Origin of the sequence: Brevibacillus sp. NRRL NRS-603, from assembly GCF_003013445.1 — a bacterium.
In the GTDB taxonomy this organism is placed as follows: Bacteria; Bacillota; Bacilli; order Brevibacillales; family Brevibacillaceae; genus Brevibacillus; species Brevibacillus formosus.
Window position 1 is genome coordinate 63446 of record NZ_PXZN01000016.1, and the last position, 25062, is coordinate 88507.

The following is a 25062-nucleotide window of genomic DNA, read 5'->3' on the forward strand; positions in this document are numbered from 1 at the left end:
ACGATTAGGCGAATAGCTTTTTCATGTTTTATGGGCGAATTGGTGGTGGCAGGATGCAACTCGTTGAACAATACATGCGTTTATGTGCGGGACGGCCTAATGAAACGATAGGGCATCCGCTTGACATATCATTAGCTGAGGTTGCTTCGATTTTGTTTTGTACTTTGCGGAATGCGACCTTGACTTTGAAAAAAATGCAAAATCAGGGATGGGTAGTCTGGCAGCCGGGGAGAGGGCGAGGAAATCGATCTGTATTAACATGCTTGCTAGTGCCCGAAGATCTGATCATGAGCGTAGCCAAAGAACTCGTGCAAAAAGGGGAGATTCGTGCTGCACGGGATATGATCGACGAATATAGGGTGAATTTCCCGGTTTTGGGTGAAAAATTTTCACGATGGATGAATAGTCAGTTTGGACATCGTGTAAAGCGGGAAAAGGGAGGTAAGGGCAGAGTCGATACCTTGCGTTTGTTTTACAGTCGACCATTCGCAGGGCTTGATCCGATTCATATTCTCCTGCGCTCCGAGTCCCATATGGTCAAGCAGCTATTTGATTCTCTGGTCCATTTTGATCCACTCACGAGACGGATTGAACCCGCTATCGCTTTTTATTGGGAGGCTAGTGAGGAAGGAAAGCAGTGGACTTTTTTCTTGCGGAAAGGTGTTTTATTCCATCATGGCCGTCCACTTGTTGCCGATGATGTGCGCTTTTCCTTGCTTCGTTTGATGGAGCATTCCTATAAACATCGCTGGCTAGCCGCTTCAATCGAATCGATCACCGTCAAAGATGACTACGAATTGACGATCTCTTTGCATATGCCCGATGAATTGTTTTTACAGGCACTGAGCAAGGAATACATGGCGATAGTCCCTTGTGATTACGTGCTGGAGATGGGGGAGCAATTTGCGCAAATGCCAGTAGGAACGGGGCCGTTTCGAGTTGTCCGCAACGACGATTCCATGCTCGTGCTGGAAGCGTTCACGCCTTATTTTGGTGGAAGGCCCTTCTTGGACCGAATCGAAATCTGGTGCGTACCTGGAATGGCAGCAGAAGCACAGGCAGATGAGAGCTTGTTATCCGTAACGGCTCTGGAGGATCATCGGGATACGAGCTTTCTGACATGGAGTGACATTGGACGATTGGAAGATTGTTTTCAATACGTCAGCTTGAATGGAGCAAAAAATGGCCCGCTGTCACATCGCGAATTTCGGAGTCTCATGGTGGCTATCATTTGTGGACAAGCCTTGAGACAAGAGCTACAGGGAACGAGGGAGCATGCAGTCATCTGGGGTAAAACTGATTCGTTCCAAGAACAAAGAGAGGTGCCGGATTCACAGGAGTTCGTTCGTATTTTCAAAGAGAGCGGCTATCAGGGAGAGGCGCTGTCGCTCTATACGTATCCAGACTCCGATCATATAGAAGATGCCCAGTGGATTCAGAAAACGTGCAAGGAATACGGAATTGCCATAGAGATCAGGTATGCATCCCCGGAGGAGCTTGCCTCGCCTTTGTTATTACAAGAGGCCGATTTAGTTGTGGATAGTGCGAATGTAGATGAAAGGGAGGAGCTCTCTTTACGAGAATTTCTACACGCTGGTGCGTTGAGTATTTCTCATCATTTAGATCCGCATGGAAAGGAAGAGATTGCGTATTGGATGAACCGCATGTCGTGCGTCCAAACAGCACAAGACCGACAAGCTTGCGTGGACAGCATCATGCATACGCTTGTGGCTTGCAGTACGTTTATCCCACTGTATTCGAATCGGGTAGAAATGCTTGCACATCCACGGTTATCTGGTGTGAGCCTGGATGCCTATGGCTGGATTGATTTCAGGCGCATTTTTGTTAGGGAATAGCATAAATTTGTCACATAATCATGTGAAACCGCTTTCGTTTTTCATCGTATTATCGTATGTAGATATTTATTATGCTCATAAAGTTTTTTGAGGAGGAACTATGCCGGTGTATACCAAAATCGAAAAGGACAAACACATTTTGTTTGCGTCCATTCGCTTGATGATCTGCGTCGGGCACGCTGACGGTTATATAGGAAATAAAGAAATGGACCGTATTCATGAAATCGTGAATTCGGAGCATTTTACATTGAAAGAACGACAAATTTTAATGGATGATATGGACTATCCAAAGCGTCCGGAAGTGATCGTGGAAGACCTGGTAGCCATGACCCAGGCTGAAAAGCTCGTTATGATGCGCAAGCTCTACCACATGGCATTGATCGATCGGAAGCTATCCGCGTCGGAGACAAAAGAGATTGCCCGCATCGCTTGCCTGATCGGAATCTCGGAGGAAAAGCAGCGTCAAGTAGAAGAGTGGATTCGCGAAGGGATTGTTTGGCGCGAACGATGGAAAGATATTGTAGAAGAATAGCCGGGGCCCCAATATGATTGGGGTCCTTTCGTTTGAGGAGGAAGCTTGGCGCAGCCTCGTTTTCTACAGTACAATAAGAAAAATAACGTCTCAGCAAGTGGCAACGCTATGGATGAAGGAGGAGACCCTATTTTGCGGATCTTGGTTACGAATGATGATGGCATCGATGCTCTTGGTATCAAGCGGTTGGTAGAAGCTTTGCTCACTTTGGAGGGAGCGGAAGTCTATATCGTAGCACCGGTCGAAGAGAAAAGCGGGGTCGGACACGGAATCACTTATCGGAGTGCCCTCTCGCCCGAACAGCGTGATTTTTACGGAATGCCGGTGAAAGCGTGGGCGGTCAATGGCAACCCTGCAGACTGTGTAAAAGCTGCTTACCATCTCCTGTTTGAACATGGGAAAAAGCCGGATATTGTATTCTCGGGGATTAACGTCGGGACGAATCTCGGTCGTGATATTTATTACTCCGGTACGTGCAGTGGTGCCAGAGAAGCAGTAATCTTGGGGGTTCCTGGTGTTGCCCTTTCCTATGATAACTGGTTCGACCAAGACAACTATGGCGATGTAGTGGAGATGATTCGTCCGCTTGTAAAAGAGTTCAGCGATCGCGCGGTCAAAGGAGAACTGGCGTCAGAGGTATTCTGGAATATCAATATCCCGCATGTACCGCTGGCTGAGGTAAAAGGAATGGTTCCGGCCACCCTGTCCATGAACCACTATGAAGACAAATATAGCGAAGAAGCGGAAGGCTATTATTTGGCCCGTGAGTATCCTCAAGTCATGCCACTTGCGGAGCCGCTGGACTATGATTTGCTCAAGCATGGCTATATTGCGATTACCCCTGTCCACATTGACGCGACAGATCGGACTCTCTTGCAACAAATGGACAATTGGGCATTGCTAAAAGCTTGGGGAAAACAGGAGGAATAACGTATGAACGACGATTTTTTTCCTCCGCTAACCCCCGATGACACCCTGTGTTCTCCAGATGAGTCAACACAGGGAGAGGTGCTCGATCCAGTGGTTTATCACGATTTGTACAAGCTGGCAGAGGAAGAGGGGCTTCCTTACTTTGTCCGTCTTAGTGGCACTGGGGAAGTGGAGCTGTATTTGGTGTTCGAATCGGTGGATGCTTTCAGCGAGCAGACGAGAGATGCCGTTTCGCTCGAATTCAAGACGTATCAAAATAAACTGCTCGCGGTCATTTGGACACTGTCGGACCCGTTGAATCCACTTGGGTTTCCCTTGACGTTCGACATAGCGCGTGCGGATGAGCGAAGCATGGCATTGAGATTGATCGAGCAGCCGTATACTTCTTTACACTACTTGGCTTACGCGGATTGTGAGCTTACCCACATCTATTCCGAGTCGATTTCTTTTTCGCCAGCGGAAGTGGCCCGTACGCATGAGATGATTCAGGCGCTTTATGAGGGAACACCCGATACACTCCCAGAAGAGGTGCAGGTGCGTGAGGAAGAGATCGAAAGCATCTCAGCGATGAGCTTGCCTGCATCTGTTTTTACAGAATCCGGGATGGCCTTCGTATTGCGTTACAAGCACATGAGAGATGTCCATGGGGAAGAAGGAGCGCAGCATTTATTGATGAGCACTGTGCAGCAAGCAGTATGGGTCATGCGCAGGCACGCCCGCAGCGAGGTCCGGAATACGTCGTTTACTGTATGGGCTGCGGAAGCGGGCGATTACGCGATGCTCGTGCTGACACCAAGTCTCTCGCATTTATTCGAGGTCGTTCATATGTCAGAGGATGAAGCGAATCCGTTCTCGCGCTTTTTGATGACCTTGCCGGAGTACGTGCAGACGCAGGACGCTTCTCCCTTGCAGTTGGGAGCCTATCCACTATTGCGTTATGAGAACGGTCGCCTCTATCATTTGGAGCTGGATGAAGAGGTACAGAACCGACTCGCGCAGGTGTTTGCGAAAGCGTTTCCGGGAATGCCTGTCCCTTACCTGTAATTGTTGAGAGATTGTGAAAAAAGACTCTCCCCGGAATTTTTTCGTCTTCGATGAAATATGGGTAAATAAGTCATTTTTCAACAAAGGATATGACAAGCGGGAATTCGAATTAGGTAAGACAGACATTCCATTGGGGAGAGGTGACGACGATGTACGCTGTTGAACCCAATTTGTTCCAGGCTGTTTCTGAATGCGCCCACCGTTTTCAAGGGGAGGTTGAGCAACTGGCACAACGTCATGCACTTACAATCGAAGGAGGGCTTCCTGCCTTGGAGTTGCAAGTACATCCGCAGTTTCAGGCTTTGCTCGAGTACAATCTGTGGGGAGAAGCCGGTTTAGTTGTTATCCATGGGAAATTACATAAGCGCGATCACGTTTGGACAGATTCGTTTTCTGTTATGATGAAGTTTTCTTTGACGCATGATCCGAGTATCGATATCGAAGGAAAGAAGCAACGCATTGAAGAGTTTTTATACGGGGAAGGAGAGTACTTCTGGAATATCCCTCCCGCTGGCCATGTGGGTCACAGTGAGCTGACCCTGCGCTTTACCTATCAGCCTGGAACGAATCGTCTTGCGGAATATGTCAGGAGTGTTTTGGGAATCGTAACCGGAAAGATGATGGCTGCCTAACGCGGCATGAAAGAGAATGGCTCTCCGTCACAGGAGGGCTATTTTTTTCGAAGGAGGACAGAAATGCGCTTATTCATAGCACTGGATATTCCAGCTGAAGCTGCCGCTTATATTGCCGATGTTCAAAAACGGTTGAAGCAAGATGTGACGGTGGACAGGTGGCAGTCTCTCGCTAATTTGCATTTGACTCTGCATTTCCTTGGAGAAGTGGATGAATCGCTCGTACCCGCTATCTGTGAGGACATGGATATTGTCAGCGCGATCATCCAGCCAATTACCCTGTGTGTTGGCGGCTTTGGGGTTTTTCCGAATGCCCTGCATCCACGTGTGCTCTGGCTGGGATTGCGCGGTCAGCTTTCTTCTCTCAAGCAGCTGCATTTATTGTTGGGCAGAAGGTTCGAATTGCACGAAGGCTTGTCCTACGATCGGAAGCGGTATCGGCCGCATATTACGCTTGCACGTGGTCCGCATCGCAGTGAGGATGAGCTAGCCCTCTTGGATTGGAATGAACGTTATTTAGCTCAGGAGCCGCCACAATGGAAGGCACGGCATGTCCATTTGTATCGTTCCGAGCTCTTGCCGAAGGGCGCGGTACATACGATTATCCACACGAGCACGTTTGATAAAGATCACAGCAAAAAACAAGCGTTGCCTGAATAGACTAAGAAGAAAGGATCAGGGAAGCCTTCCAGAAAGCGGTGGAAAACGGATGGGTGAGTTCACGACCGGCATTCTTTATCCACGCAAATACGAACCGAAAGTACTGATTGCCTTATCCAAGACAGAGCAGCCATACTTCCACAGAAACGTCAACAGCGACTGGAATGCATTTTTCCTGCAGGATGAGTGGCTGGAAACCTCCATGACGATTGATTTTTTGCTGAGACTGTCCAAGCAATTCGTTCCCCTCCTCTGGTTTCATGACGCTGAGGACAACGGCTGGGGCTTTCGCTTGTTCGATGCAGGCTTCGAGGTTGCGTCAGCGACAATCAGCTACTCGCTCGATGTGGAAATGGCGGAAGCCGAGTTTGGCAGGCTTTACCCAGAGATTGACCTGCAGGAAGGAATTGTAGACAGCGAGGACGTTCGGCAAAAGTATGAAGACATACTGGAGAGGGTAGTGCGTTCGGAGTTGTATCGGCGCGAGGTAGGTAAGGGGATCACACGTATCAAGCCGCAGTCGTTTAGTCGGATCGTGGGTCCGAAGCAGATTCAGCAGTTACGTTCCCTTTTTGATTTGCAGTTGTTGACGAACGTCGATGACGACACAGGGGCTTCACTGCTGTACGACTCGGTTGACCTGTTCAAAGAAATTTTGGGAATCGAAGAGATGGTGTGGGTCAACTTTGCGTATTTAGCAAGCGGAGGAAGAGAGTAGCCCAGTGCATCTTCGCACTGGGCTTTACACTGCCGCTTACTTCTTTTTCCACTGTCCAAAAATTTCATCCACATCAAGCAGCATGATCAGCTTGTCGTTCAAACGGGCAATACCGTGCAAATACTTGCCCTCTACACCAGCGATAATGGGTGGTGCAGGCTCGATCAAGCTCTCCGGAATATTCATGACCTCAGAGACCGCATCCACGATAATCCCGATGTTCAACCCATCCATCTGCAAGTCGACAAAGCGAGTGTCATCCGTTTCTTCCATAGGTTCCAAATCAAACATTTTCCGCAAGTTGATTATCGGTAAAATCCGCCCACGCAGATCAATGACTCCTTCGACATAAGGTGGAGATTTAGGAAATCGTGTAATGGGCAGCGGCTTGATAATCTCACGTACGAGCGAAATCGACAGTCCGTAATATTCATTCCCCATTTTAAACAAAATCTGTTGGTCAACAGCTGCTTCTGCTTCCCAATCCGAACCGTTGCTTCTTTTTGTCATTTCCATATGCATGATTCCTCCCCGAACCGCTTTCCATGTCTTTACCCATATTGTACCATGGACAAACCTACTCAGGACGTTTTTTTGTCTTAGGCAAAGACTTATGAACGATTCAAGAGGATTGATTGAAAGACAAGCACTATTATGGTTCACGAAGGTCGTTCAATGAAATTCCTTGCTCGAGCGCGAAATCAAAATCATCCACATCGTAAAATTGAACAGGCACGATATATTCCAATATCCGATCCTGATAATCAGGCTGGTCTGTGAGAAGTGGGGCCTCAAATTTCATGGCCGTCAACAATAGCTGTGTCTCTACGGGATCAAATATCTCCCCCCACATGGCGTTGTCCTCTACTTTTACCACCGTCAGGGTAACGCCGTTCGGAAAAGAAAAGGGAACCTTGGACCATGGGGCTATCAGTCCTTTTTCCATTCGCTTGCGATTGAATGGATCGGCAAAAAACTGGCTCATTTCTTTCATAATCCGTCGGACATACTGATCATCAGCAGAGTAGGGCATGATAGGTTCAGGACTCTGGATAAATTCGTCCAATTCATAGATTGTCGACGCGGGTATCAGATATTCTACTGGTTGCGATGGGACCATCAACTCCCCGTAGATAGCCAACATGATCGCTTCTATAACGAATTGTTTCGACATTTCGACAACCCTCCTCGTTACCATCATACAAAAAATCAGGGGCACCGTACAAGGGTGGCGAGTAGGGCTCAAAAAGTTCAGGGAGGGTGCATCCTTTGTTTGAATCTGCTTTTTTTTCGTCGCTGCTACTCATCATAACCATCAACCTCGTATTAAGTGGAGATAATGCGGTGGTCATTGCCATCGCTTGTCGGAAGCTCCCTGTCGAACAACGAAAACAAGCCATTTTGTGGGGGACGTTTCTTGCTATCATCGTACGCGTGATCGCTACAATTCTTGCTGTTTATTTGCTGAAAATCCCGTATTTGTACCTGATTGGCGGAATCATTCTGCTATGGATCAGTTACAACCTGTTGCGCGAGGACGAGCGAGAGGAAGCAATCAACTCGAGTGAAGACTTGGTTCAAGCGGTCAAGACGATTGTCGTGGCAGATGTAATGATGGGACTGGATAATGTGCTCGCTATTGCGGGGGCAGCGCAAGGAGATATCGTCCTTATCGTGCTGGGCCTCTTAATCAGTGTGCCTCTCATGGTTTTTGGTAGCCAGCTTATTTTAAAGGCCATGGAGCGCTTTGTATGGCTTGTTTATGTTGGTTCAGGTGTGCTGGCAGTGACAGCGGCGAATATGATTCTCATGGAAAATACGGTGCGTGAGTGGATCGCAGGGAGGAGTTGGCTCGAATATGCGATCAAAATCGGGTTGGTCGCTCTCGTGTTAGTTGCGGGGTATTTGCAACGTACGAAAACAACACGTACCCACGCATGAAAAAACTGAGATGTATAATGAATCTCAGCTTTGTCTTTGGGCTATAAGGTTTTGACGATCGTCACGCTCATCCATTCTTTATCGTACAGATCGATTTCATAGGGGCTGGCTACGTCAGATCCATCTTCATTGGTTAAAATACGGATCGTGGGCCGATTCACTGCCAATGGATTCACTTTGGAAACGACCCCAGTATGTCCTGTACTCAGCAATACAGTAGAAGCAATTGGATAAATGGCGACGTGCTGCAAGAATAGCTTGAGCAGGTCGAGGTCGAAATAGGTGTTTCCTGTAGCGAACAGATACTCGGTAGCATCACTCGGCGAGTAGCTTTTCCGAAATGGACGCGGGGAAACTAAGGCATCGTAAACATCCGCGATTGCCACGATGCGTGCATACTCGTGAATGTTTTTCTCACAGAGCTGACGGGGGTATCCTGTTCCGTTGTATCTCTCGTGGTGCTGCAGCGCACAGTGTGCGGAGACGACCGAGATATTATGTTGATTCCGCAAAATATTGAAGCCTTCTTCGGTATGGTATTGGACACGTTGCCGTTCTTCTGCGCTTAATTCAGTACGCATGGTCCAGAGCTCCTTAGGAACCTGTGTCATACCGATGTCGAACAAAAGCGCACCAATGCCCAATTCCATCATCTGCTGCTGGTTGTAGCCTTTGGCCATCCCTACCACACCAGATAGAACGGCGACATTGACAGCGTGATGAAAAAGGTAACCGTCCAATACATGAAGACTGGACAGGTTGACCAAGATGTCTTTGCGACTACTCAAGTCTTGAAAGATTTCCCGAAAAACCTTTTGAAAACTGCTCCCGAAATCAGGTACGGACGTACGGCGCTTGATCTGCGGCTGATCCATGAGGGTGGTCATTGTTTTGTACACGGCATCCACGGCTTCTTTACGTGTCTCATCGCGGATTACATCTTCCGGCATGATATCTTCTGTGTGCTTGTCTTGGATGTAAAGGGTATCAATCCCCAATTGAACAAGTCGTTCAATGTAACGGGGAGTTAGTTGTACCCCGATCCCCAACAGAACGTTCCCATTTTCCTGAAATATGCTCTTTGCGATGATATCGCCTGGCTTTACCGAAGTAACATGCAATTTTCTCACAACGAAAGCCCCAGTCCTTTTTTGATAGAATGTAAATAGTCCTGATTTTCAGTCAGTTCATATAGTTCCATTTTATCACAATTGAACAGAGGGAGACTACCGCTGTTGAAGGACTTCTTTTAATTGTCATTTTCTTCCTTGCCCATATTCTTTACTGTTCTGCTGCGCGATCTGAACGGGTAAACCAGCGGAATGGATTGAGTGACCAGCGAGGCTCGTAGCGGGCATAGCGCTCCTTGCGACGAGTCAAGCGTTGTTGCATAAGATCCAGTTCAAAAGTAACACGGCGCATTTCTAAGCGGAGGGACTCTTGCATTTCTTCAATGTCCGCAATCTTTTCCAGAATGGTTGATTGCATATGATTCATAGAGGAGAGCTGAGTGAGCTCCTGCTGAAATTGGACGAGTGTCTCGTGGACTGTCATTTCCACTTCTCGCATGCCCGTTCCCAGCTTGTTTGTGGCGCTGAGTGTAACGGCGGTTTCTTCCGCACCTGCGAGTTCTTCTTCCATGAGCATTTCTTCGAACAGGCGACCTTCTTCTATCAGTTGGCGCTGAATATCTTTTAACGAGCTGTTGCCGTTGTCTTTTCTTTCCTTCACTTCCTTGAGTAGTTCAAAGCCTGCTTCGCTGATCAAATAGTGACCCTGCGGATTTTTTAGACGTTCCTGAGCAGGTACGAACAAGTCCAGCCAGTTACGCAGTGTACGAACATGCACATCAAGGCGATCAGCTACCTCTTTTGAAGCCATCCAAACCTGTACATCCATCCCGAATCACTCCTTTTTTTCCTCTCGGTATTCCCGGTGGACTCATTATAGCACCAAAATTTTCCGGGTAAGAGAGAATCGACAAAGGTTCTAAAAACTAGTGATCTTTCGTCCGATTCGGACAGCTCGTCGTATTTTGTCTAAATTGGCTGTCTGCTCATAATGACCGGGACAGGCGCGTACATATGGAAGGAGTAAGCATGTTTTTGCTCGTTGGGTGAGGAGAGGACCGGATGATGCAATCTGTTTTCTGGATTGTCCTTTTGACTGCTGCCTTGGCGAGCAGTATCGGGGGACTGCTGTTATGTTTGCGTGCCTGGTCATCCGAGGCATTGTTTGCGATGATCAGTGCAGGGGCTGGGCTGCTGCTGGCGATTACGCTGCTGGATTTGATGCCGCATGTGTTTTCTGACAAGAGCTTGTGGTTGATGCCTTTTGTGCTCGTTGGCTTTGTTACGCTTTTTGCTCTGGAGTTAATCAGCAAGTCGAGCGGAGAGTTTGGCTCCACGGGAATGATTGGGGTCATGACTGGTTTTTTATTGCATGCATTTGTCGAAGGCGTCTCATTAGTGGCGAGCTTGCGGATGGATTCAGAAGTTGGGGTTTCCGTGTTGGTGGCGATGCTGCTGCACAAAATTCCCGATGGTGTAACCATAGCCTCTCTTTTGCTGGCAGCGACCAACTCGAGAAAGAAAGCATTTTTGGGGGCGACATCCCTTGGGATCGCGACGATTGCAGGAGCTCTCAGCTTTGGTTTTGCAGAGCGAATGTTTCCGCCGAATTGGTCTGGCATTATGCTGGCCATGACGACTGGTATTTTTTTGTATGTATCCGCCAGCCATCTCGTCCCTTATATCGGACAAACGAAAAAGGCACAGTACGGGGTTTATTTTGTTGGCGCGATGGCCGTGTATCTGATTTTGTCTGCTTTTTTACACGCGAGCCACTTGCATGCATAAAAGGTCCCATTCCTAGCCAGTCTAGTCTGGAGGAAGGAGTGTGGACTGACAGTATGAACCATCAAGAGCAAATGAAAACAGACGATCTCTTGCAGTCATTGACTGAATTCCCGGTCATGGGGACATCGTTGAATCCATTGCAGGAATCGTGGGCTTCCTCTGAAGCTCTATCTACGCTAACTGATCAGCCTGGAAGTACCGATTAAAGGTTTTTACACTGCCCCTCCCGTTTACCCACTCGTATCCTTGGACAAGATCGGTTATAATGCAGGGGAATAAGTTGGGAAAGGGGCAGATACATAATGAATACATTGTTGCAAGGAAAGAACATTGTCATCATGGGCGTAGCAAACCACCGCAGCATTGCCTGGGGAATTGCGCAATCCTTACATAATGCTGGAGCGAATTTGATTTTTACGTACCAAGGGGAGCGTCTGCGTGAAAACGTGGCGGCACTCACGGAAAAATTGGGAGTAGAGTCGCTGTTGGTAAATTGTGATGTCACGAAGGATGAAGATGTCGAAGCGGCATTTGCTGTAATCAAAGAAAAAGTGGGCGTTATTCATGGTCTAGCGCACTGCATCGCGTTTGCGAAAACGGAAGAGCTCGAAGGCGAGTATGTTAACACTTCCCGCGAAGGATATGCATTGGCACAAGACATTAGCGCATTCTCTCTGGTCGCAGTTGCTCGTGCTGCTCGTCCGTTGATGACGGAGGGCGGAAGCATCGTGACTTTGACTTACCTTGGCGGTGAGCGCGTAATTCAAAACTACAACGTGATGGGTGTAGCCAAAGCTGCGCTTGATGCATCTGTTCGTTATTTGGCAAACGATCTGGGCAAAGAGAACATTCGTATCAATGCCATCTCCGCTGGTCCAATCCGTACGCTTGCTGCAAAAGGAATCCGCAATTTCAACGCCGTACTGAAAGAAATTGAGGAAAAAGCGCCATTGCGCCGCACGATTGATCAATCGGAAGTAGGCGACACCGCTCTCTTCTTGTTCAGTAATCTCTCCCGAGGAATCACGGGTGAAATTCTGCACGTCGATGCTGGCTACAGCATTATGGGCGGCTAACCAGAAGTCAATTTCCCGAAAAAGAATAACAGGCCCCGCTTTCTCGCATACTATACCCAAAAAATGATGCGTGAAAGGGGGCCTGTTTTTTATGTTTCCATTAATTACAAACATGGAAGAGTTTTTGATCTATATGGGCGGCGGCTTTCAGTACTTACCTGCCCATCTCGGCGATGAAGCGGGAGGTGCGGGTCTTTCGTCCGAATCGCTCCCGGGGGATACCGATACACAAGCTGTGACGGGCCCGGGTAATCGCGACGTATAAGAGACGACGTTCTTCTTCAAGCGCACCGGAGCCGCCTTTTCGCAGCTCATCCAATGTGTACTCATGAGGAAGGGCACCTTCTACCAGATCAGGCAAGAAGACGTGGTCGTATTCGAGACCTTTTGCCCGATGGATGCTTAAAACATGAACAGCTTCGTCAGGGAGTGGCCGCATCGTGCGCCACTCTTTTTCTTGGCGAGCCATTTGATCGATATAAGCCAAAAAATCGCTAATCGTCGCATGGCGCTTGGAAGCTGCCAGGATTTGCTGCAACTCATCGCTCCAACGTTCCCGGCCATCTTCCCGGTCTTTCGCGCGTTTTTTTAGATAGTCGCGCAGTTTGCCATCCTCATAGATGAGCTCCAGCGCCTGAGCAGGTGGAACATCCTTGCACGCGGTGAGAATCTCATTGATTTGCTGCATGTGCTTGCGCTGATACGGTTTTAGCTGTGTCAGATGCGGAAGAACATGCAGAATCGGCTTGTCCTCGATGATGGCTTGGCTGCGCAAGACATTCCACATTTCGGCTGAGATGTAGAGGGTCGACAGTATTTCTTTAAGCGCATCGGTGTCATCCGGGTTTAACGCAAGCCGCAAATAATTCAGCGTCCAGCGAACCGTCTGGCGTTGGTAAAAGGAATCTTCCTCTTGCGTGTAATGAAAAGGAATCCCTGCTTCGCTCAGGCGCTCCAAAATGGGGCGTGCAGATTCATTGGTGCGGTACAAGATCGCGCATTCACCCAAAATGGCGCCCTGCTCACGACGATGGATAATTTCATCGACGATCCGGGAAGCTTGTTCTTCTTCATCTTCCGGCTCGAATAAATACGTGTCGCCTTCCTCGCGATGAAAGGACTGACATTCCTTTGCCCAACGCTCCCGGTTGTGACCGATCAGCGAATAGCCAAGACTGACGATCGAGGAATGGGAACGGTAGTTGACCTCGAGTGTAAATGTCGACGCCTGCGGAAAGTCTTTGGTGAAGCCCAAGATGTACTGCGGATCACTGCCGCGAAAGCCGTAAATGGACTGGTCGTCATCCCCGATGACACACAAATTGTTTTGTGGAGCGGCTAATAGCTTGACCGTCTCATACTGAATGCGATTGATATCCTGAAACTCATCGACCATCACATAGGTGATGCGTTCCTGATAACGGCGCAGAAGCCCTGGGTCATCGCGCAGCATTTCGTAGCAGCCAATGAGCATGTCGTCAAAGTCAAACCATTGATGCTTTTTCTTTGTGGCCTCGTATAGAGGATAAAGCTGGATCGCCCGTTTTTCTGCATCGCTCGTTGCTTCCCGATACGCGACCTCATGGGGGAGGATGTATTCGTTTTTCCAACGGCTAACGATGCCGAGTGCTTCGGTGATCTCTGTTTCTTTTAGCGTGGCAAGGTCGTCATGACCGAGCAGTGCACCGGTCTCCCGCATCAATCGCCATTTTTGCCAATCCTTTTTCAAAAGGCGCTGTTGATCCCAGCGTTCTGGCTGGTGATGCAAGAGCATTCGGTAAAAGATGCTGTGGAACGTACCGGCAATCAGCTCCCGGGCTTGTCCAGCGGGTAGCTGCCGGGCAATACGCTGACGGATTTCATCGGCGGCTTTGGTCGTAAAGGTCACAACCATGATTTGATTCGGCTTTACACCCAACTCTGAGATCAAGTGAGTCGTGCGTGCAGTCATGACGCGCGTCTTGCCACTTCCCGCTCCCGCGAGGATGAGAAAAGGTCCCTCGGTAGCGTGCACCGCTTGCTGTTGTCCCGGGTGCAGGGATTGATCGCGCATTTGCTCAGCCATGTGAGAGATGGTCTTTTTTGGCATCAAGCGTTTGCGGAAAACCGGTGGCTTTGGAGCTGGCGGGGAAGGCGTCGTGCTTGTACCGATCGTTCGCTTTTTTGGAAGGCGAAAGGAGCCGATGGTCGCTGTATTTGTTTCGTCTGCGTCTATGGATGCCTCGCTCTGCTCCTTAGTTGAGAAAGCAAGTGGTTCTTTCGCGTTATCGTCGCTGTGCTCCTTTTCAGCCATAGCCAAGACAGCCTGAAAAGCAGTGGCAGCCGTCTCATTTATCGCTTGCAGCGAATCGAGCGGAGCAGGACCATTTTCCGTCAGAAGCGGGCATTCTGCTCCTTCCGGATGGAAGAAATGAGGCTCAAAGCTGATGCCAGCATGAAGACGAAGCGCCGATGCACAGGCTGGACAGCGTACCTTGTCCTGCCGGGCAGCCATGCGCCAAAACGATATGCGGTTGTAGTTCTGTGGTAGCAACAGGATGGGTTTGTTGTCTAGTAAAGCGTAGTTCATCATGACACCTCGGAAACAAGAAGTGCCCCCTGTCGGCAGGGGACACTTGCCATTATGGTCGTTCTTTTCGATTAGGAGTGCAGCGACACGATGTCCTCAGGAAGAGCAGACGAATCTTCTGCTCCCAAATACGTGATGCTCACCCGTGTAATGCGATGGTTTTCCAGTTCGCTGATCGCAAAAAGATAGCCTTGGAATGTGACGGTTTTGCCTTTCGCGACCTCTTCATTTAACTGGCTGTAGAGCCATCCGGCAATGGTGTCGACTTCGTCGGAAACGACTTCAATCGATATGTAATCATTCAGTTCTGTCAAGAGAGTTTTGCCGGAAACCGAGAGCGTATTGCTAGAGCTTTCTTCAATTTCAGGGCGCTCATTTTCATCGAACTCATCCTGAATATCACCGACGATTTCCTCCAAAATGTCTTCCATCGTTAACAACCCTGCTGTACCTCCGTATTCGTCAATCACGATGGCGAGCTGGGAACGGCGTTTTTGCATTAAGCGCAAGACGTGGCTAATTTCCATGGACTCCGGCACCGTTAATAATGGGCGGAGAAAATCAGTTAACTCTGCCTTCCCTGTCGTCAGCGCAGAAAGGTAAAAATCTGAGATGTGCACAAAGCCAATCAGCCTGTCCTTATCCTCATGGGCGACGGGAAAGCGCGAATGGCGAGATTCTCTCATGATTTCGAGGTTTTCGTCAAACGTGTTGTCGTCGTATAGGCAAATCATTTCAATCCGTGGGATCATAATTTCCCGGGCAAGACGTTCGGAAAACACGAAGACATTGTCGACGAGAGCCATCTCTGTCTGGTCAATGTGACCACTTTTATGACTCTGATTCATGAGAAGGCGGATTTCTTCTTCAGTATGAGCAGATTCGTTTTCGGTGGCAGGCTCGACTCCAAGGCGTCTGATCAGTAAATTGGCTGCTCCATTTAAAAACCAGATGAGCGGGTAGCTCAGCTTGTAGAAGAACATGAGCGGTGCGGCAGTCCATAGGGAAGTGGCCTCCGCTTTTTGAATCGCCAAAGACTTAGGCGCAAGCTCTCCGAATACGATATGTAAAAATGTGATGATTGCAAAAGCGATCGCAAGTGAGGTCGGACCGACCAAATAAGATGGGAAATGAAAAAATGCCATGACGGGCGCGACGTAATGGGCGACGGCAGGCTCACCGACCCAGCCTAACCCCAGCGAAGCTAGCGTAATTCCGAGCTGGCACGCGGACAGATAGGCATCGAGCTCTCGTGTGACTTTTTGCGCGTAGCGGGCACTTTTGTTATTGCCTTCGCTGACGAGCTGGGTCAGACGAGTTTGGCGAACTTTTACCAACGAGAATTCTGCTGCGACGAAGAAGCCGTTTAGAAGAACCAAAAATACCACAAGCAGCAGATTCAGCGTAATCTCCCCGATCGGACTCTCCAAGCACACCTCCGCCTCCCGCAGTGCGAAAGGTGGAGCATTCACCTCCGATACGATAATGGTATTTTACGTGTACGACCAAAAACAGATAAATATTCGATCTAAAACCTGCAATGGAAATGCTTTTCATGAGCCACGCTACAGGTTTTCTTGTTACTCGTAAGTATACCAATAGGTCAACCGAACAGTCAAAACGTTCCGATTTGAACGAGCGCATTCTGAGGCTGCTTGGACATACCTGCTTCTTTCCGATCATAAACATAAACGAGCACGATCCAAGGAGGGGAGCGACATGTACTGGCTGCAAAAAAGTGTAGCGATTCTCACAGGAAGCGTGCTTTTAGGCATTGGGGTTAATCTGTTTTTGGTTCCGCATCGCCTAATGGAAGGTGGCATGATCGGGATCGGTTTGTTGGCGACGTATTACATGCAGATGCCGACGGGGTTGGTAATGATTTTGATAAGCATCCCTGTGTATATCATCGTCTTTTTTTATGATCGCAGATTGTTTTTTCACAGCTTTCACGGCATGCTGATTTCTGCTTTCTTTATAGACATTCTCTCGGATATGCGTGGTTGGAATCTATGGTCAACTTCTTTTTCCGCAGTTACTGGCGGTGTATTAATCGGAATGGGTGTCGGCTTGATGCTTGCCTACGAGACGAATACGGGCGGGACAGACCTGCTCGCGCAATTTCTTGCCAGACGATACAAGCTGCGCGTTGCTTTGCTGATTTTTTTAATCGATGGGCTGATCGTACTTTGCTCTACGCAAACGATCGGGATGGAGAGAATGATTTTCTCGTTGCTGACAATCGTCGCAGTTGCGGCAACCACGCATATGTTCAGTGGACTCGGGAGACCTTTGCCACCGTATACGATAATAGGCCCGCTTATTTCGCGAAAAGTGGATGATAACTCCCCACGTTCTATGTAATCACGAGTACGACATTTAGGAACAGGGAAGGGGAAGGCGATATTTTGGAGAAAATAAATAGGAAAAGGATGAAATGAGGGACTGTTTTGTCTGGACAAGCATTTCAAATGATAACGGAGCGTGTCGGCTATTTTCCCGGTCATGTTAACATAGGACTTGTCATTGGTGAGCATGGAGCGATCCTGATTGATTCTGGTCTGGATACCCAAAACGCCAAAAAAATCAAGAAAGGACTGGACGCTATCGCCCAGCCCTTGTGTGCAATTATTCAGACACATTCTCATGCCGACCACTTCGGCGGCAATGCTTACTTGCTCGGATGCTGGCCCGAAGCAAGGGTCTATGCGCCACCGCTGGAAGAGGCGATCATTCGGAATCCCATACTTGAGCCCATTTACTTGAACATGGGTGCAGCTCCGCTTGAGGATCTCAAAAACAAGTTTTTGCTGGCGCAGCCTTCTCGGGTAGACCACCTCCTTCCACTGGATGAAGGGATCGAAATTGCTGGCGTACCTTTCTTTATCCTTTCTCTGCCGGGGCATAGCTGGCAACAGGTTGGCGTCGTCTGTGACGAGATTTGCTTCGCTGCCGACAGTTATTTAGGCGAAGAGGTTTTGGAAAAGCACAAGCTGCCGTTTCTTGTGGATGCCAATGAGACCCTGCTCAGTCTTCATAAACTGCTTGCAACCAACTACAGGGGATACTTGCCTGGGCACGGAGCATATACCACCACCTCTCAAGATGCCGTGAACAAAAATATTGCTTGGCATGAGCGGATTTTCTCGGTGATCTGCGACATTTTAGTAGAGGAGAGAACACCAGACGAAGCGTTAACTCTCCTGTGTGAGCGGTTACACATTTCCATAGAGAATGCTTCGAGTTATGTCCTGTTTCGGACAGCGTTTATGGGGTACTTGGTCGGGTTGCAGAAAACAAAGAGAGTGGCATATCGGTTTGAACAAAATCGGTGGCTGTGGAGAACTGTTCAGGATGGAGCCGAGGGAGCAGAAAGGTAATCGGCGATTTCTGCTAGCTTATGCTCTGCAGCTTCGCGGACTGCCTTGGGAATGAAAAAAACTTCTTCGGATGAGGTGTTCATATAGAACTTTGCTTCCAAATACGGATGACCCAGTTTGACATTCAGTTCCCCTTTTCCGGTTGTTGTGCTGGTGTAGTTCGTAGGAATGCGCAAAAAATACGCGCTGCTGCTGGCAGAATCGTACATGACGACATCGTACGTGGGCATACTGTCCCCGCCTGATCGATGAAAGCCTTGTTGCCGCAGCATTTTGTCAACATAAGAGAGTGGCTGAACGACACCGGTAAGGGTCTTGTTTTTTAACCGCATGGACATCCTCCTCGGTTCAACCATTGAGAAATCGAGCTTAGTCTCATACTATGTACGGCAATACCGATTCAGACTTGAAGAATAAAGAAAAGAAGGAGTGGACGAGGATGGAACTTATGGCAGATTTGCATACCCATACAAAAGCGTCGGACGGTACCTGCGAGCCTGCGGAAAACGTACGGTTGGCGAAGGAGGCAGGACTTGCTGCACTGGCGATCACGGATCACGACACGGTAGCAGGGATTCCAGAAGCAATCGAGGCTGCCAGCGCACTCGGCGTGGAAATCATTCCGGGAGTCGAGGTGAGCTCCGTAGGGAAGGGGCAGGATATTCACGTTCTCGGTTATTTTGTCCCTTATGAAGATCCGGCTTTTGAAGAGCGACTCTTCCGTTTGCGAGAGACAAGGCATGAGCGTAACCAACTGCTGATCGCACGGCTACAAGAGCTCGGTATCGACATCTCATTGGAAAAGGTATACCGCCGTAAGCAGGGCACGGACAAAAACATCGGGCGACCTCATATTGCAGAAGAACTGATGGAGCTGGGCGTCGTTTCAACGATCGCAGAGGCGTTCGATAAGTACTTGGGCAAAGGAGGAGCGGCTTATGTCAATCCTCCACGCATTACCCCGCAGGAAGCGATCACGCTGATCAAAGAGGCTGGCGGAGTGGCGGTGCTGGCTCATCCAGGTCTGTATGACGATGATGAGCTGGTCGAAGAGTTGATTGTATTCGGATTGGACGGGATTGAAGTCAACCACCCAGACAACGATGAGGTACAAAAAATGCGCTACAGCAAGTGGGCAGCGCAATACGGACTTGTTGTAACGGGCGGTTCTGATTTCCATGGCTGGCGTGGAGAGGAGCCGTTTCATGCGATGCTCGGCTCATATACCGCAGAGATGGATGCTGTAGAACAGCTACGTGCGATTGCAGCGAAGCGGAAGGTGTAAAAATAAAAAGCCGTAGACTATGACTTGAAAAATAAAGTTTTAGTCTGCGGCTTTATGGCGTTTTTTATTGAGCTCTCATCCCCTGAGTTGCGATGCAATAATATTGAAAACTAATTTTCGGGCAGTCGGATGCCACGCCAGCCGCTTACATTGCATTGGCCATATTCATTATTACCCACAGCAACCACCGTGCCGTCCGATTTGAGGCCTACGGTATGGGCAGAACCCACCGCTTTGGTATCTGTAGACCACCGTTTCACCTTTAACATCGCTTCTTTCGGTGAAATGTAATCCATGTTTTACCTCCTTGAAAACAAGACCTATTTTCAGTGGTCAACTACACTCGAGAGTTGTACGTTCTATCAAGAATTAATACCACGAACTATCGTTCTTGGGTTTTGTTAACCCGCCTGTTAGTTGAGCAAAGACTGCCGGTTTAACATCAGCAGCCCTATTTGTGTTTGTTCCACTATCGAACCCGTTAGCTTAACGGCCTAGTTGAACTGAATAACTGATTCTGTTGGTCTAAACCTCTTAAGGCATCATCTACTACTTCATTTGAGAAATTTCTTACTATTATTTCATTCTCAATCAAAAAAACATTACCAAACATGTTTCGCTCGATGTAGTCCCGCAGTCCATTTTTCGTACATATTGAACACCATCTCTTTTCGCCATTGCTAAATGTTACTGTAACCTCAATATGTTCTAATGATTCTTCACTGGGGTCGATTATTTCGTCATCAAATTTCCATGAAAGCATTATGGTTACATTACTTCCAGCAGGTAAGAAATGACTTTTTCTAAACCACCTTGCTCGATGATTATCGCCTACGATTTTTATCTGTTTTTTTTCTTCATCTTCAACTAATACTTCATAATTCTTGCCTCGTGTCAAAGCATTTACATATGTCCCTACAAAATCACAAATTACAATTTTGTTGTTTACATTTTGATTGTTCATTTCATTCCATCCTCATATATTGCTTTTGAAATAAGCATATCAAAAACCAACAAATTACACTAAACTGCCCGTTAGCTTAACAGCGTCGCCTGTCTAACACTTTATTTTTCAGTCCACAACTTTAATTACTCAGAACAATGGGAAGAGAGTTTTTGGTAAATTAAAACAATGCGAGCAGAAAGGATATCCCTAACCACAAGCATAGAGGGGTATACAATGCCGTATCTTGACGGGCAAACTTTGTATTTTTTACTTTTTTAAAAGCGCCAATGTAGTTGAAGTCTCCCACAGCGCGCAGGAGAAATACAGCGGCACAGGCAATGCATCCCCATTGAATCAAAGAAGGGGCTATTACGAGCGGGAGATAACCGCTCTGGGCAAGCAAAAGGTAAGCGGCGCAAGTCAGCAAGCAGGCCACTATGATCGTTCCGCCTTTCCCAGGGGAAAAAGTCCGGCGTGAATGATCGGCGGTTGTGGGAATGACGGAATCGGTCCCCCATTTTCCTCCGAAGGCCCAATAAAAATGTAGCAAGGACACGATGACTAAGAAGAAAGCAGATGAGATTGAGAAAACATGCGTCATAGGAATACCTCCTATCGATTCGTAAGGATTTTGTGAAAAATACGCATCCGTATGTTTTGGGTAAAAAGGTCCCTGCGCAATAGACAGTCTTTCAGGCAGGAAAAGGGTAATCAAATCCAAGTCATAAAATGATCCAAGGATGCGGATATATCAAAAGGCGCTTCCAGCTCTCTGCGCACGAGCCAACCAACATAGAGGAGGTACGCGAGCTGAGCGCGTGCCTTTGCATCAGCGGGAGGCAGCCCTTTTTTCTCATACAAGGAGGCAACGAAGCCGATCCTGCGCTGCTCGATTTCCACGAGACGTTTGGAAAGGGCAGGATGCTGTTTCGCCCAGTTGTAGATAGCGGCTTCGATTTTTCGCTCGCTGCTAAAAACGCTCGACAACAGCTGTTCCAACGACATGTTGTCCGAGTGTGGCGCTCGAATGATCCGCTCGGTCGCATGCTCCTCCCAATAGTCGATCATGGAGTCCAGTAGCGCTTGACGATCTGGAAAGTGATGATAAAAGCTCCCCTTGCTGATCTTTAGTTTTCTGGCGAGAGGCTCCACACGGACAGCGTCAATACCTGCTTCAGCTAACATATCGAGCCCCGCCCGAATCCAATCTTCACGTACGTATTGCATGGTTCACCCCAAAAGATACGGCATCGTATGTTTTTGTCTCCATGTTATTCCACCAAGTGTGAAGTGTCAAGAAGCATTGATTTTTGTATTGACATTCACACTAGTGTCAAGCTTTAGAATCGCAATCAAGAGCGATAGACATGGCATGAAGCGCCGGATCATTTCGCTCGCAAAAAAATAAAGCGAATGGAGTGTCGACTTGTGAAATCAACATCTGTTCCTGCGTCTGTAACTGTTATTGGCCTTGGCCATATGGGAGTAGCACTCGCAGATGCTTTTCTAAAAGGCGGTCATCCAACGACTGTCTGGAACCGCTCAGCAGATAAAGCGAAAGGGCTAGTCGAGAAGGGGGCAGTGCTGGCGGGCAGTGTGAGAGAGGCGATCGCGGCAAGCAGCTTGGTGGTTGTCTGCTTATCGACCTACAAAGTCATGCAAGAGCTGCTGGAGCCCTTGGGAAGTGAACTGTCAGGGCGTGTCGTCGTCAACCTCACTACCGGAACACCGGAGGATGCACGCAAGACTGCCAAATGGATGAGTGAGCGCGATGGGCAGTATCTGGATGGAGCGATCATGGCTATCCCTCAAATGATTGGACTGCCCGAAACACTCATTTTCTACGGTGGGTCGAAGGCTCTATTTGAAGCATATGAACCGACATTGAAACTGTTGGGAGGGAACGCTGCCTATCTCGGTGAAGACTATAGTGTTCCGTTGATCTATGATTTGTCGCTGCTCACCATGATGTATGGGGCTTGGTATGGGTCCATGCATGCTCACGCCTTGTTAAGTACGGCAAACATAACAGGAACAGAGTTTCTCCCATACGCAACCAACTGGGTAAATCACGTGATTGCTCCGCTCTTATCAGATCCGGTCGCCGCACGTGCCCGTGATGAAGGAAACTTCACAACGGATGTGTCCAATTTGAATACGAACAAGCTCGGACTTGAACACATCATCCAAGCAAGCGAGGAACAGGGAATCCCCGTTGATTGGTTGAAGCCACTGTTAGCATTGGCCACACAGAAAGTAGCAGAGGGCTACGGTGCTGACTCTTTGGATCGCGTGATTGAGGCAATCCGGAAACCGCTGGTGAAATAATTCTTTTTCTGGTGCCAATGAAAAACAACCTCGCTTCGCATGATGATTATAGCGAAAACGAGGTTGTTTTTCCGAATGAGGGTATGAAGCTGCGCGCAGCCTCTGTTATTCGCGAATGGATTTGACCATCGCAATATGCTCGATACCCGCATCGTCAAATAAGTCGCCAAAAGGTTCATAGCCGAGTTTTTCGTAAAACCGTTGGGCTTGTGTCTGTGCGTTTAGCTTCAGGCTGTCATACCCGTGTTTTTTGGCCAGCTCTTCCATCGCGAGCATGATTTGGCGGCCCAGCCCGGTACCGCGTTCTGTTTTGGCAACCGCCACCCGTTCAATTTTTCCCACGCCAGGTGCGTAGGTACGGATACGGCTTGCGCCCACAGGTTTTCCATCGCGGTAGGTCACAAAATGAATCGTCCCGCCATCCAGTGTGTCATGCTCATCGATTTCCAACTCTTCCGGTACTTCCTGTTCCTCGATGAAAACAACTCGGCGTACGGACAAGGCATCCGCCAATTCTTGTTCAGTGGTGACTCTTTGGATCTGGTAGGTTTGCAGGTTCATCGGTATTCGTCCTTTTTTAGAAAATATCCCTCCCTACGATTATTCGCGGGGAGGGTTGGTGTTTGAGGAAAGGGTGTTTATTTTTTGAGAAGGAAAGTCTGGTAAACGCTCCAGATGCCATCCTCAAGCTGATAAATCAAGTGGAAGCGATCAATCTCGCTGGTCAGGTCAATTTTTGCCATGCTCAGTTGGCCGGTTACATCACGCAGCTCATCGTCGGATAGGTCGCGCCCGATGGTCAGATGCGGTACGTATGCGTAGGTTTCTTTTTCATTCACACACTGATTGGCAATTTTTTGATGCAGCTCGTTAAATGGTTCTTTGTTTTGCACAGCCAAATAGATCACGTTGTTGGTAGGGTGGAAAGAAGATACCCGATGGAATTGAGCTGAAAAGCTGTCGGTAGAGGAGGCAACTTGCTCCAGATGGCTCACCAGCTCAGGCAGCTTGGCTTCGTCCAGCTCAAAGGCTTCCTTCAAACGGATATATGGAGGAACCAAAGCATAGCCTGGGTCATAACGTTTCCGGTAAGAGTTGGCTACTTCTTGCACCTTGCTAGATGGGAATATTACGATACTGTACATCATCAGAACCACTCCTCCTTACTATCTATCATGCTCTACAAGAACTTATTTTAACAGAAAATTCTTCATTTGTGTAATGTTAAGCGTGGGTCCGTATATTCCTTGCGCCAAAGGAAAGACTGTGTAGTGCAAGGAGGTGCCGCACTGCATGCATACGGCTATGATGATCACATTCATTTTTCTCGTTCTGCTTCTACTGTCTGTGCTGACCTTCACGATCTTGACCGCGATACGAAAAGGAGAATTCGAAGAGGCACTCGTATCGACTATCAAGGATGAAGGTCCACAAGAAGAACAGCCACGGTAAGTTTACCCGTAAAGCGTCTTTAGCATACGCGGTAAATTGCGCTGCCAATGGCCCCACGTATGGTCACCCTCAAACGTCTCATAAACGAGGGTGGCTTTTTTCGTGCCCAAAATCTCGCGCAGTTCCTCATTGGCTGCTAGAAGATTCAATGTGCCTCGGCCTGTGCTTACCGCAGTCTCCTCTGTCCCGATTTCTAAATAAATGGTTTGCGGTACGGAAAAGTCAGTGTCAGCTACCAGACGATTTAACTTTGCGTCCATGGCAATCGACTGGCAGGCAACTTGTCCAAACGTATGCGGATAGTTAAGAGCAGTGAACAGAGAGACAACCCCGCCCAAAGATTCGCCAAGCAGTGTTCGTGCGTTTCCCAAAGGATGTGTAGAGTAATGCGTATCGACATAGCTCACGACTTCTTCGGCGAGGAAGCGTCGGTAGGCCATGTGCTCCTTGCCATCCGGATGATAACGGTCGTTTCGTCTGCTTTTCTCGACAGGGAGAAAGACAGCGATGATATCAGGCAATTCTTTGTCCCGATTTAATTGATCCAGCAAAGAAGCCATCCTGCCCATTGCCAAGTAGTCTTCTCCATCCTGCACGTAGAGGACTGGATACGAATAGAGTGGCGAGTAGCGTTGGGGTGTGTAGACAATCAGCTTTTCCGGCGTCCCCAAATGCCGGCTTTCCAAGATGATTTCCTCAAGGGCCACTGCGTTGTCCTCCTTAATGGGATATTCTGTTCATTATTATACAGGAGCGAGCGGGCATGCCCAAGAGTTTGGGTGCAGAGTCAGGCTTTGGGCGAAAGATTGTCGCAATTTGGTCAGCGTGTGATACTATGGTAGGAAACGACTTCAC

The 25062-nt window shown here is 48.4% G+C and carries 29 protein-coding genes and 1 pseudogene; 16 read left to right on the plus strand and 14 right to left on the minus strand.

What is annotated here, in order from left to right; translation table 11 throughout:
• The first annotated feature begins 53 nt into the window (after window positions 1–53).
• From C7R94_RS15720 to C7R94_RS15750, 7 genes are all read left to right on the plus strand, one after another.
• The gene (locus tag C7R94_RS15720; protein ID WP_106782647.1) at window positions 54–1856 is read left to right on the plus strand and encodes an SgrR family transcriptional regulator; all 1803 of its coding nucleotides are present in this window, start codon (window positions 54–56) and stop codon (window positions 1854–1856) included.
• A 100-nt stretch (window positions 1857–1956) separates the two neighbouring features.
• Window positions 1957–2388 (plus strand): tellurite resistance TerB family protein, encoded by a 432-nt coding sequence (locus C7R94_RS15725; RefSeq protein ID WP_047068523.1) that lies wholly within the window; start codon window positions 1957–1959, stop codon window positions 2386–2388.
• A 108-nt stretch (window positions 2389–2496) separates the two neighbouring features.
• Window positions 2497–3318: a 5'/3'-nucleotidase SurE gene (gene surE / locus C7R94_RS15730; RefSeq protein WP_174769382.1), complete on the plus strand. Its 822-nt coding sequence runs from the start codon at window positions 2497–2499 to the stop codon at window positions 3316–3318.
• A gap of 3 nt (window positions 3319–3321) precedes the next feature.
• Window positions 3322–4362: a hypothetical protein gene (locus tag C7R94_RS15735; RefSeq protein ID WP_106782651.1), complete on the plus strand. Its 1041-nt coding sequence runs from the start codon at window positions 3322–3324 to the stop codon at window positions 4360–4362.
• A 149-nt stretch (window positions 4363–4511) separates the two neighbouring features.
• A complete protein-coding gene (locus C7R94_RS15740; protein WP_106782655.1) occupies window positions 4512–4994 on the plus strand; it encodes a hypothetical protein in 483 nt (160 codons plus the stop codon).
• A gap of 63 nt (window positions 4995–5057) precedes the next feature.
• Window positions 5058–5654, plus strand: coding sequence for an RNA 2',3'-cyclic phosphodiesterase (thpR, locus tag C7R94_RS15745; RefSeq protein WP_106782659.1), 597 nt, complete (start codon window positions 5058–5060; stop codon window positions 5652–5654).
• A 49-nt stretch (window positions 5655–5703) separates the two neighbouring features.
• A complete protein-coding gene (locus C7R94_RS15750) occupies window positions 5704–6372 on the plus strand; it encodes a hypothetical protein (RefSeq protein ID WP_047068519.1) in 669 nt (222 codons plus the stop codon).
• Window positions 6373–6408: 36 nt separating this feature from the next.
• On the opposite strand, the gene C7R94_RS15755 is transcribed toward C7R94_RS15750, so the two are convergent.
• Together C7R94_RS15755 and C7R94_RS15760 are read right to left on the minus strand one after the other, a co-directional pair.
• A complete protein-coding gene (locus C7R94_RS15755; RefSeq protein ID WP_106782662.1) occupies window positions 6409–6888 on the minus strand; it encodes a chemotaxis protein CheW in 480 nt (159 codons plus the stop codon).
• Window positions 6889–7024: 136 nt separating this feature from the next.
• Window positions 7025–7546, minus strand: coding sequence for a hypothetical protein (locus C7R94_RS15760; protein WP_015892281.1), 522 nt, complete (start codon window positions 7544–7546; stop codon window positions 7025–7027).
• An 86-nt stretch (window positions 7547–7632) separates the two neighbouring features.
• Between C7R94_RS15760 and C7R94_RS15765 the strand changes: the two genes are divergently transcribed.
• The gene (locus tag C7R94_RS15765; RefSeq protein WP_106782665.1) at window positions 7633–8313 is read left to right on the plus strand and encodes a TerC family protein; all 681 of its coding nucleotides are present in this window, start codon (window positions 7633–7635) and stop codon (window positions 8311–8313) included.
• A 41-nt stretch (window positions 8314–8354) separates the two neighbouring features.
• Here C7R94_RS15765 and C7R94_RS15770 read toward each other — a convergent pair whose 3' ends face one another.
• Both C7R94_RS15770 and C7R94_RS15775 read right to left on the minus strand, forming a co-directional pair.
• Complete coding sequence (locus C7R94_RS15770; RefSeq protein WP_047068516.1) at window positions 8355–9443, minus strand: HD-GYP domain-containing protein; 1089 nt, start codon at window positions 9441–9443, stop codon at window positions 8355–8357.
• A 151-nt stretch (window positions 9444–9594) separates the two neighbouring features.
• Entirely contained in the window at window positions 9595–10212 is a 618-nt protein-coding gene (locus tag C7R94_RS15775) for a MerR family transcriptional regulator (RefSeq protein ID WP_106782669.1), read from the minus strand.
• A gap of 233 nt (window positions 10213–10445) precedes the next feature.
• On the opposite strand from C7R94_RS15775, the gene C7R94_RS15780 reads away from it, so the two are divergent.
• The 3 genes from C7R94_RS15780 (at window position 10446) to fabI (ending at window position 12247) form a co-directional block, all read left to right on the plus strand.
• Window positions 10446–11171 carry a ZIP family metal transporter gene (locus tag C7R94_RS15780; RefSeq protein ID WP_106782673.1) on the plus strand — a complete coding sequence of 242 codons (726 nt, stop codon included), beginning with the start codon at window positions 10446–10448 and terminating at the stop codon, window positions 11169–11171.
• Window positions 11172–11209: 38 nt separating this feature from the next.
• Complete coding sequence (locus tag C7R94_RS30060; protein ID WP_158264684.1) at window positions 11210–11377, plus strand: hypothetical protein; 168 nt, start codon at window positions 11210–11212, stop codon at window positions 11375–11377.
• Between the two features lie 96 nt (window positions 11378–11473).
• Complete coding sequence (gene fabI / locus C7R94_RS15785; protein WP_106782677.1) at window positions 11474–12247, plus strand: enoyl-ACP reductase FabI; 774 nt, start codon at window positions 11474–11476, stop codon at window positions 12245–12247.
• A gap of 154 nt (window positions 12248–12401) precedes the next feature.
• On the opposite strand, the gene C7R94_RS15790 is transcribed toward fabI, so the two are convergent.
• On the minus strand, window positions 12402–14816 hold the full coding sequence (locus tag C7R94_RS15790; protein WP_106783216.1) for a UvrD-helicase domain-containing protein: 2415 nt from the start codon (window positions 14814–14816) through the stop codon (window positions 12402–12404).
• Window positions 14817–14887: 71 nt separating this feature from the next.
• Complete coding sequence (locus C7R94_RS15795; protein WP_047068513.1) at window positions 14888–16252, minus strand: hemolysin family protein; 1365 nt, start codon at window positions 16250–16252, stop codon at window positions 14888–14890.
• 283 nt (window positions 16253–16535) lie between these two features.
• Here C7R94_RS15795 and C7R94_RS15800 point away from each other — a divergent pair, with 283 nt between their 5' ends.
• Window positions 16536–17180, plus strand: coding sequence for a YitT family protein (locus C7R94_RS15800; protein WP_233220575.1), 645 nt, complete (start codon window positions 16536–16538; stop codon window positions 17178–17180).
• 86 nt (window positions 17181–17266) lie between these two features.
• Window positions 17267–18196, plus strand: a complete 930-nt coding sequence (locus tag C7R94_RS15805) for an MBL fold metallo-hydrolase (protein ID WP_106782680.1) — start codon at window positions 17267–17269, stop codon at window positions 18194–18196.
• Here C7R94_RS15805 and C7R94_RS15810 read toward each other — a convergent pair.
• Window positions 18166–18528, minus strand: coding sequence for a hypothetical protein (locus C7R94_RS15810; RefSeq protein WP_047068510.1), 363 nt, complete (start codon window positions 18526–18528; stop codon window positions 18166–18168). The genes C7R94_RS15805 and C7R94_RS15810 overlap by 31 nt on opposite strands.
• A 107-nt stretch (window positions 18529–18635) precedes the next feature.
• On the opposite strand from C7R94_RS15810, the gene C7R94_RS15815 reads away from it, so the two are divergent.
• On the plus strand, window positions 18636–19481 hold the full coding sequence (locus tag C7R94_RS15815; RefSeq protein WP_106782682.1) for a PHP domain-containing protein: 846 nt from the start codon (window positions 18636–18638) through the stop codon (window positions 19479–19481).
• A 128-nt stretch (window positions 19482–19609) separates the two neighbouring features.
• On the opposite strand, the pseudogene C7R94_RS15820 reads toward C7R94_RS15815, so the two are convergent.
• From C7R94_RS15820 to C7R94_RS15835, 4 genes and pseudogenes are all read right to left on the minus strand, one after another.
• Window positions 19610–19777: pseudogene (locus C7R94_RS15820) on the minus strand (RCC1-like domain-containing protein); the annotation flags it as partial.
• A 185-nt stretch (window positions 19778–19962) separates the two neighbouring features.
• Complete coding sequence (locus C7R94_RS15825) at window positions 19963–20445, minus strand: hypothetical protein (RefSeq protein WP_106782686.1); 483 nt, start codon at window positions 20443–20445, stop codon at window positions 19963–19965.
• Window positions 20446–20605: 160 nt separating this feature from the next.
• Window positions 20606–21028 (minus strand): DUF3995 domain-containing protein, encoded by a 423-nt coding sequence (locus tag C7R94_RS15830; RefSeq protein WP_106782688.1) that lies wholly within the window; start codon window positions 21026–21028, stop codon window positions 20606–20608.
• 110 nt (window positions 21029–21138) lie between these two features.
• Entirely contained in the window at window positions 21139–21654 is a 516-nt protein-coding gene (locus C7R94_RS15835; RefSeq protein ID WP_106782691.1) for a TetR/AcrR family transcriptional regulator, read from the minus strand.
• Between the two features lie 201 nt (window positions 21655–21855).
• Here C7R94_RS15835 and C7R94_RS15840 point away from each other — a divergent pair, with 201 nt between their 5' ends.
• Window positions 21856–22755 carry an NAD(P)-dependent oxidoreductase gene (locus C7R94_RS15840; protein ID WP_106782694.1) on the plus strand — a complete coding sequence of 300 codons (900 nt, stop codon included), beginning with the start codon at window positions 21856–21858 and terminating at the stop codon, window positions 22753–22755.
• Window positions 22756–22860: 105 nt separating this feature from the next.
• On the opposite strand, the gene C7R94_RS15845 is transcribed toward C7R94_RS15840, so the two are convergent.
• The gene (locus C7R94_RS15845) at window positions 22861–23316 is read right to left on the minus strand and encodes a GNAT family N-acetyltransferase (protein WP_106782696.1); all 456 of its coding nucleotides are present in this window, start codon (window positions 23314–23316) and stop codon (window positions 22861–22863) included.
• A gap of 77 nt (window positions 23317–23393) precedes the next feature.
• The gene (locus C7R94_RS15850) at window positions 23394–23903 is read right to left on the minus strand and encodes a YjcG family protein (RefSeq protein WP_047068503.1); all 510 of its coding nucleotides are present in this window, start codon (window positions 23901–23903) and stop codon (window positions 23394–23396) included.
• Between the two features lie 145 nt (window positions 23904–24048).
• Here C7R94_RS15850 and C7R94_RS30315 point away from each other — a divergent pair, with 145 nt between their 5' ends.
• On the plus strand, window positions 24049–24207 hold the full coding sequence (locus tag C7R94_RS30315; RefSeq protein ID WP_015892263.1) for a hypothetical protein: 159 nt from the start codon (window positions 24049–24051) through the stop codon (window positions 24205–24207).
• Between the two features lie 2 nt (window positions 24208–24209).
• Here the strand turns inward: C7R94_RS30315 and C7R94_RS15855 are convergent, their stop codons facing one another.
• Window positions 24210–24914 carry an alpha/beta hydrolase gene (locus C7R94_RS15855; RefSeq protein ID WP_047068502.1) on the minus strand — a complete coding sequence of 235 codons (705 nt, stop codon included), beginning with the start codon at window positions 24912–24914 and terminating at the stop codon, window positions 24210–24212.
• Window positions 24915–25062: the final 148 nt, after the last annotated feature.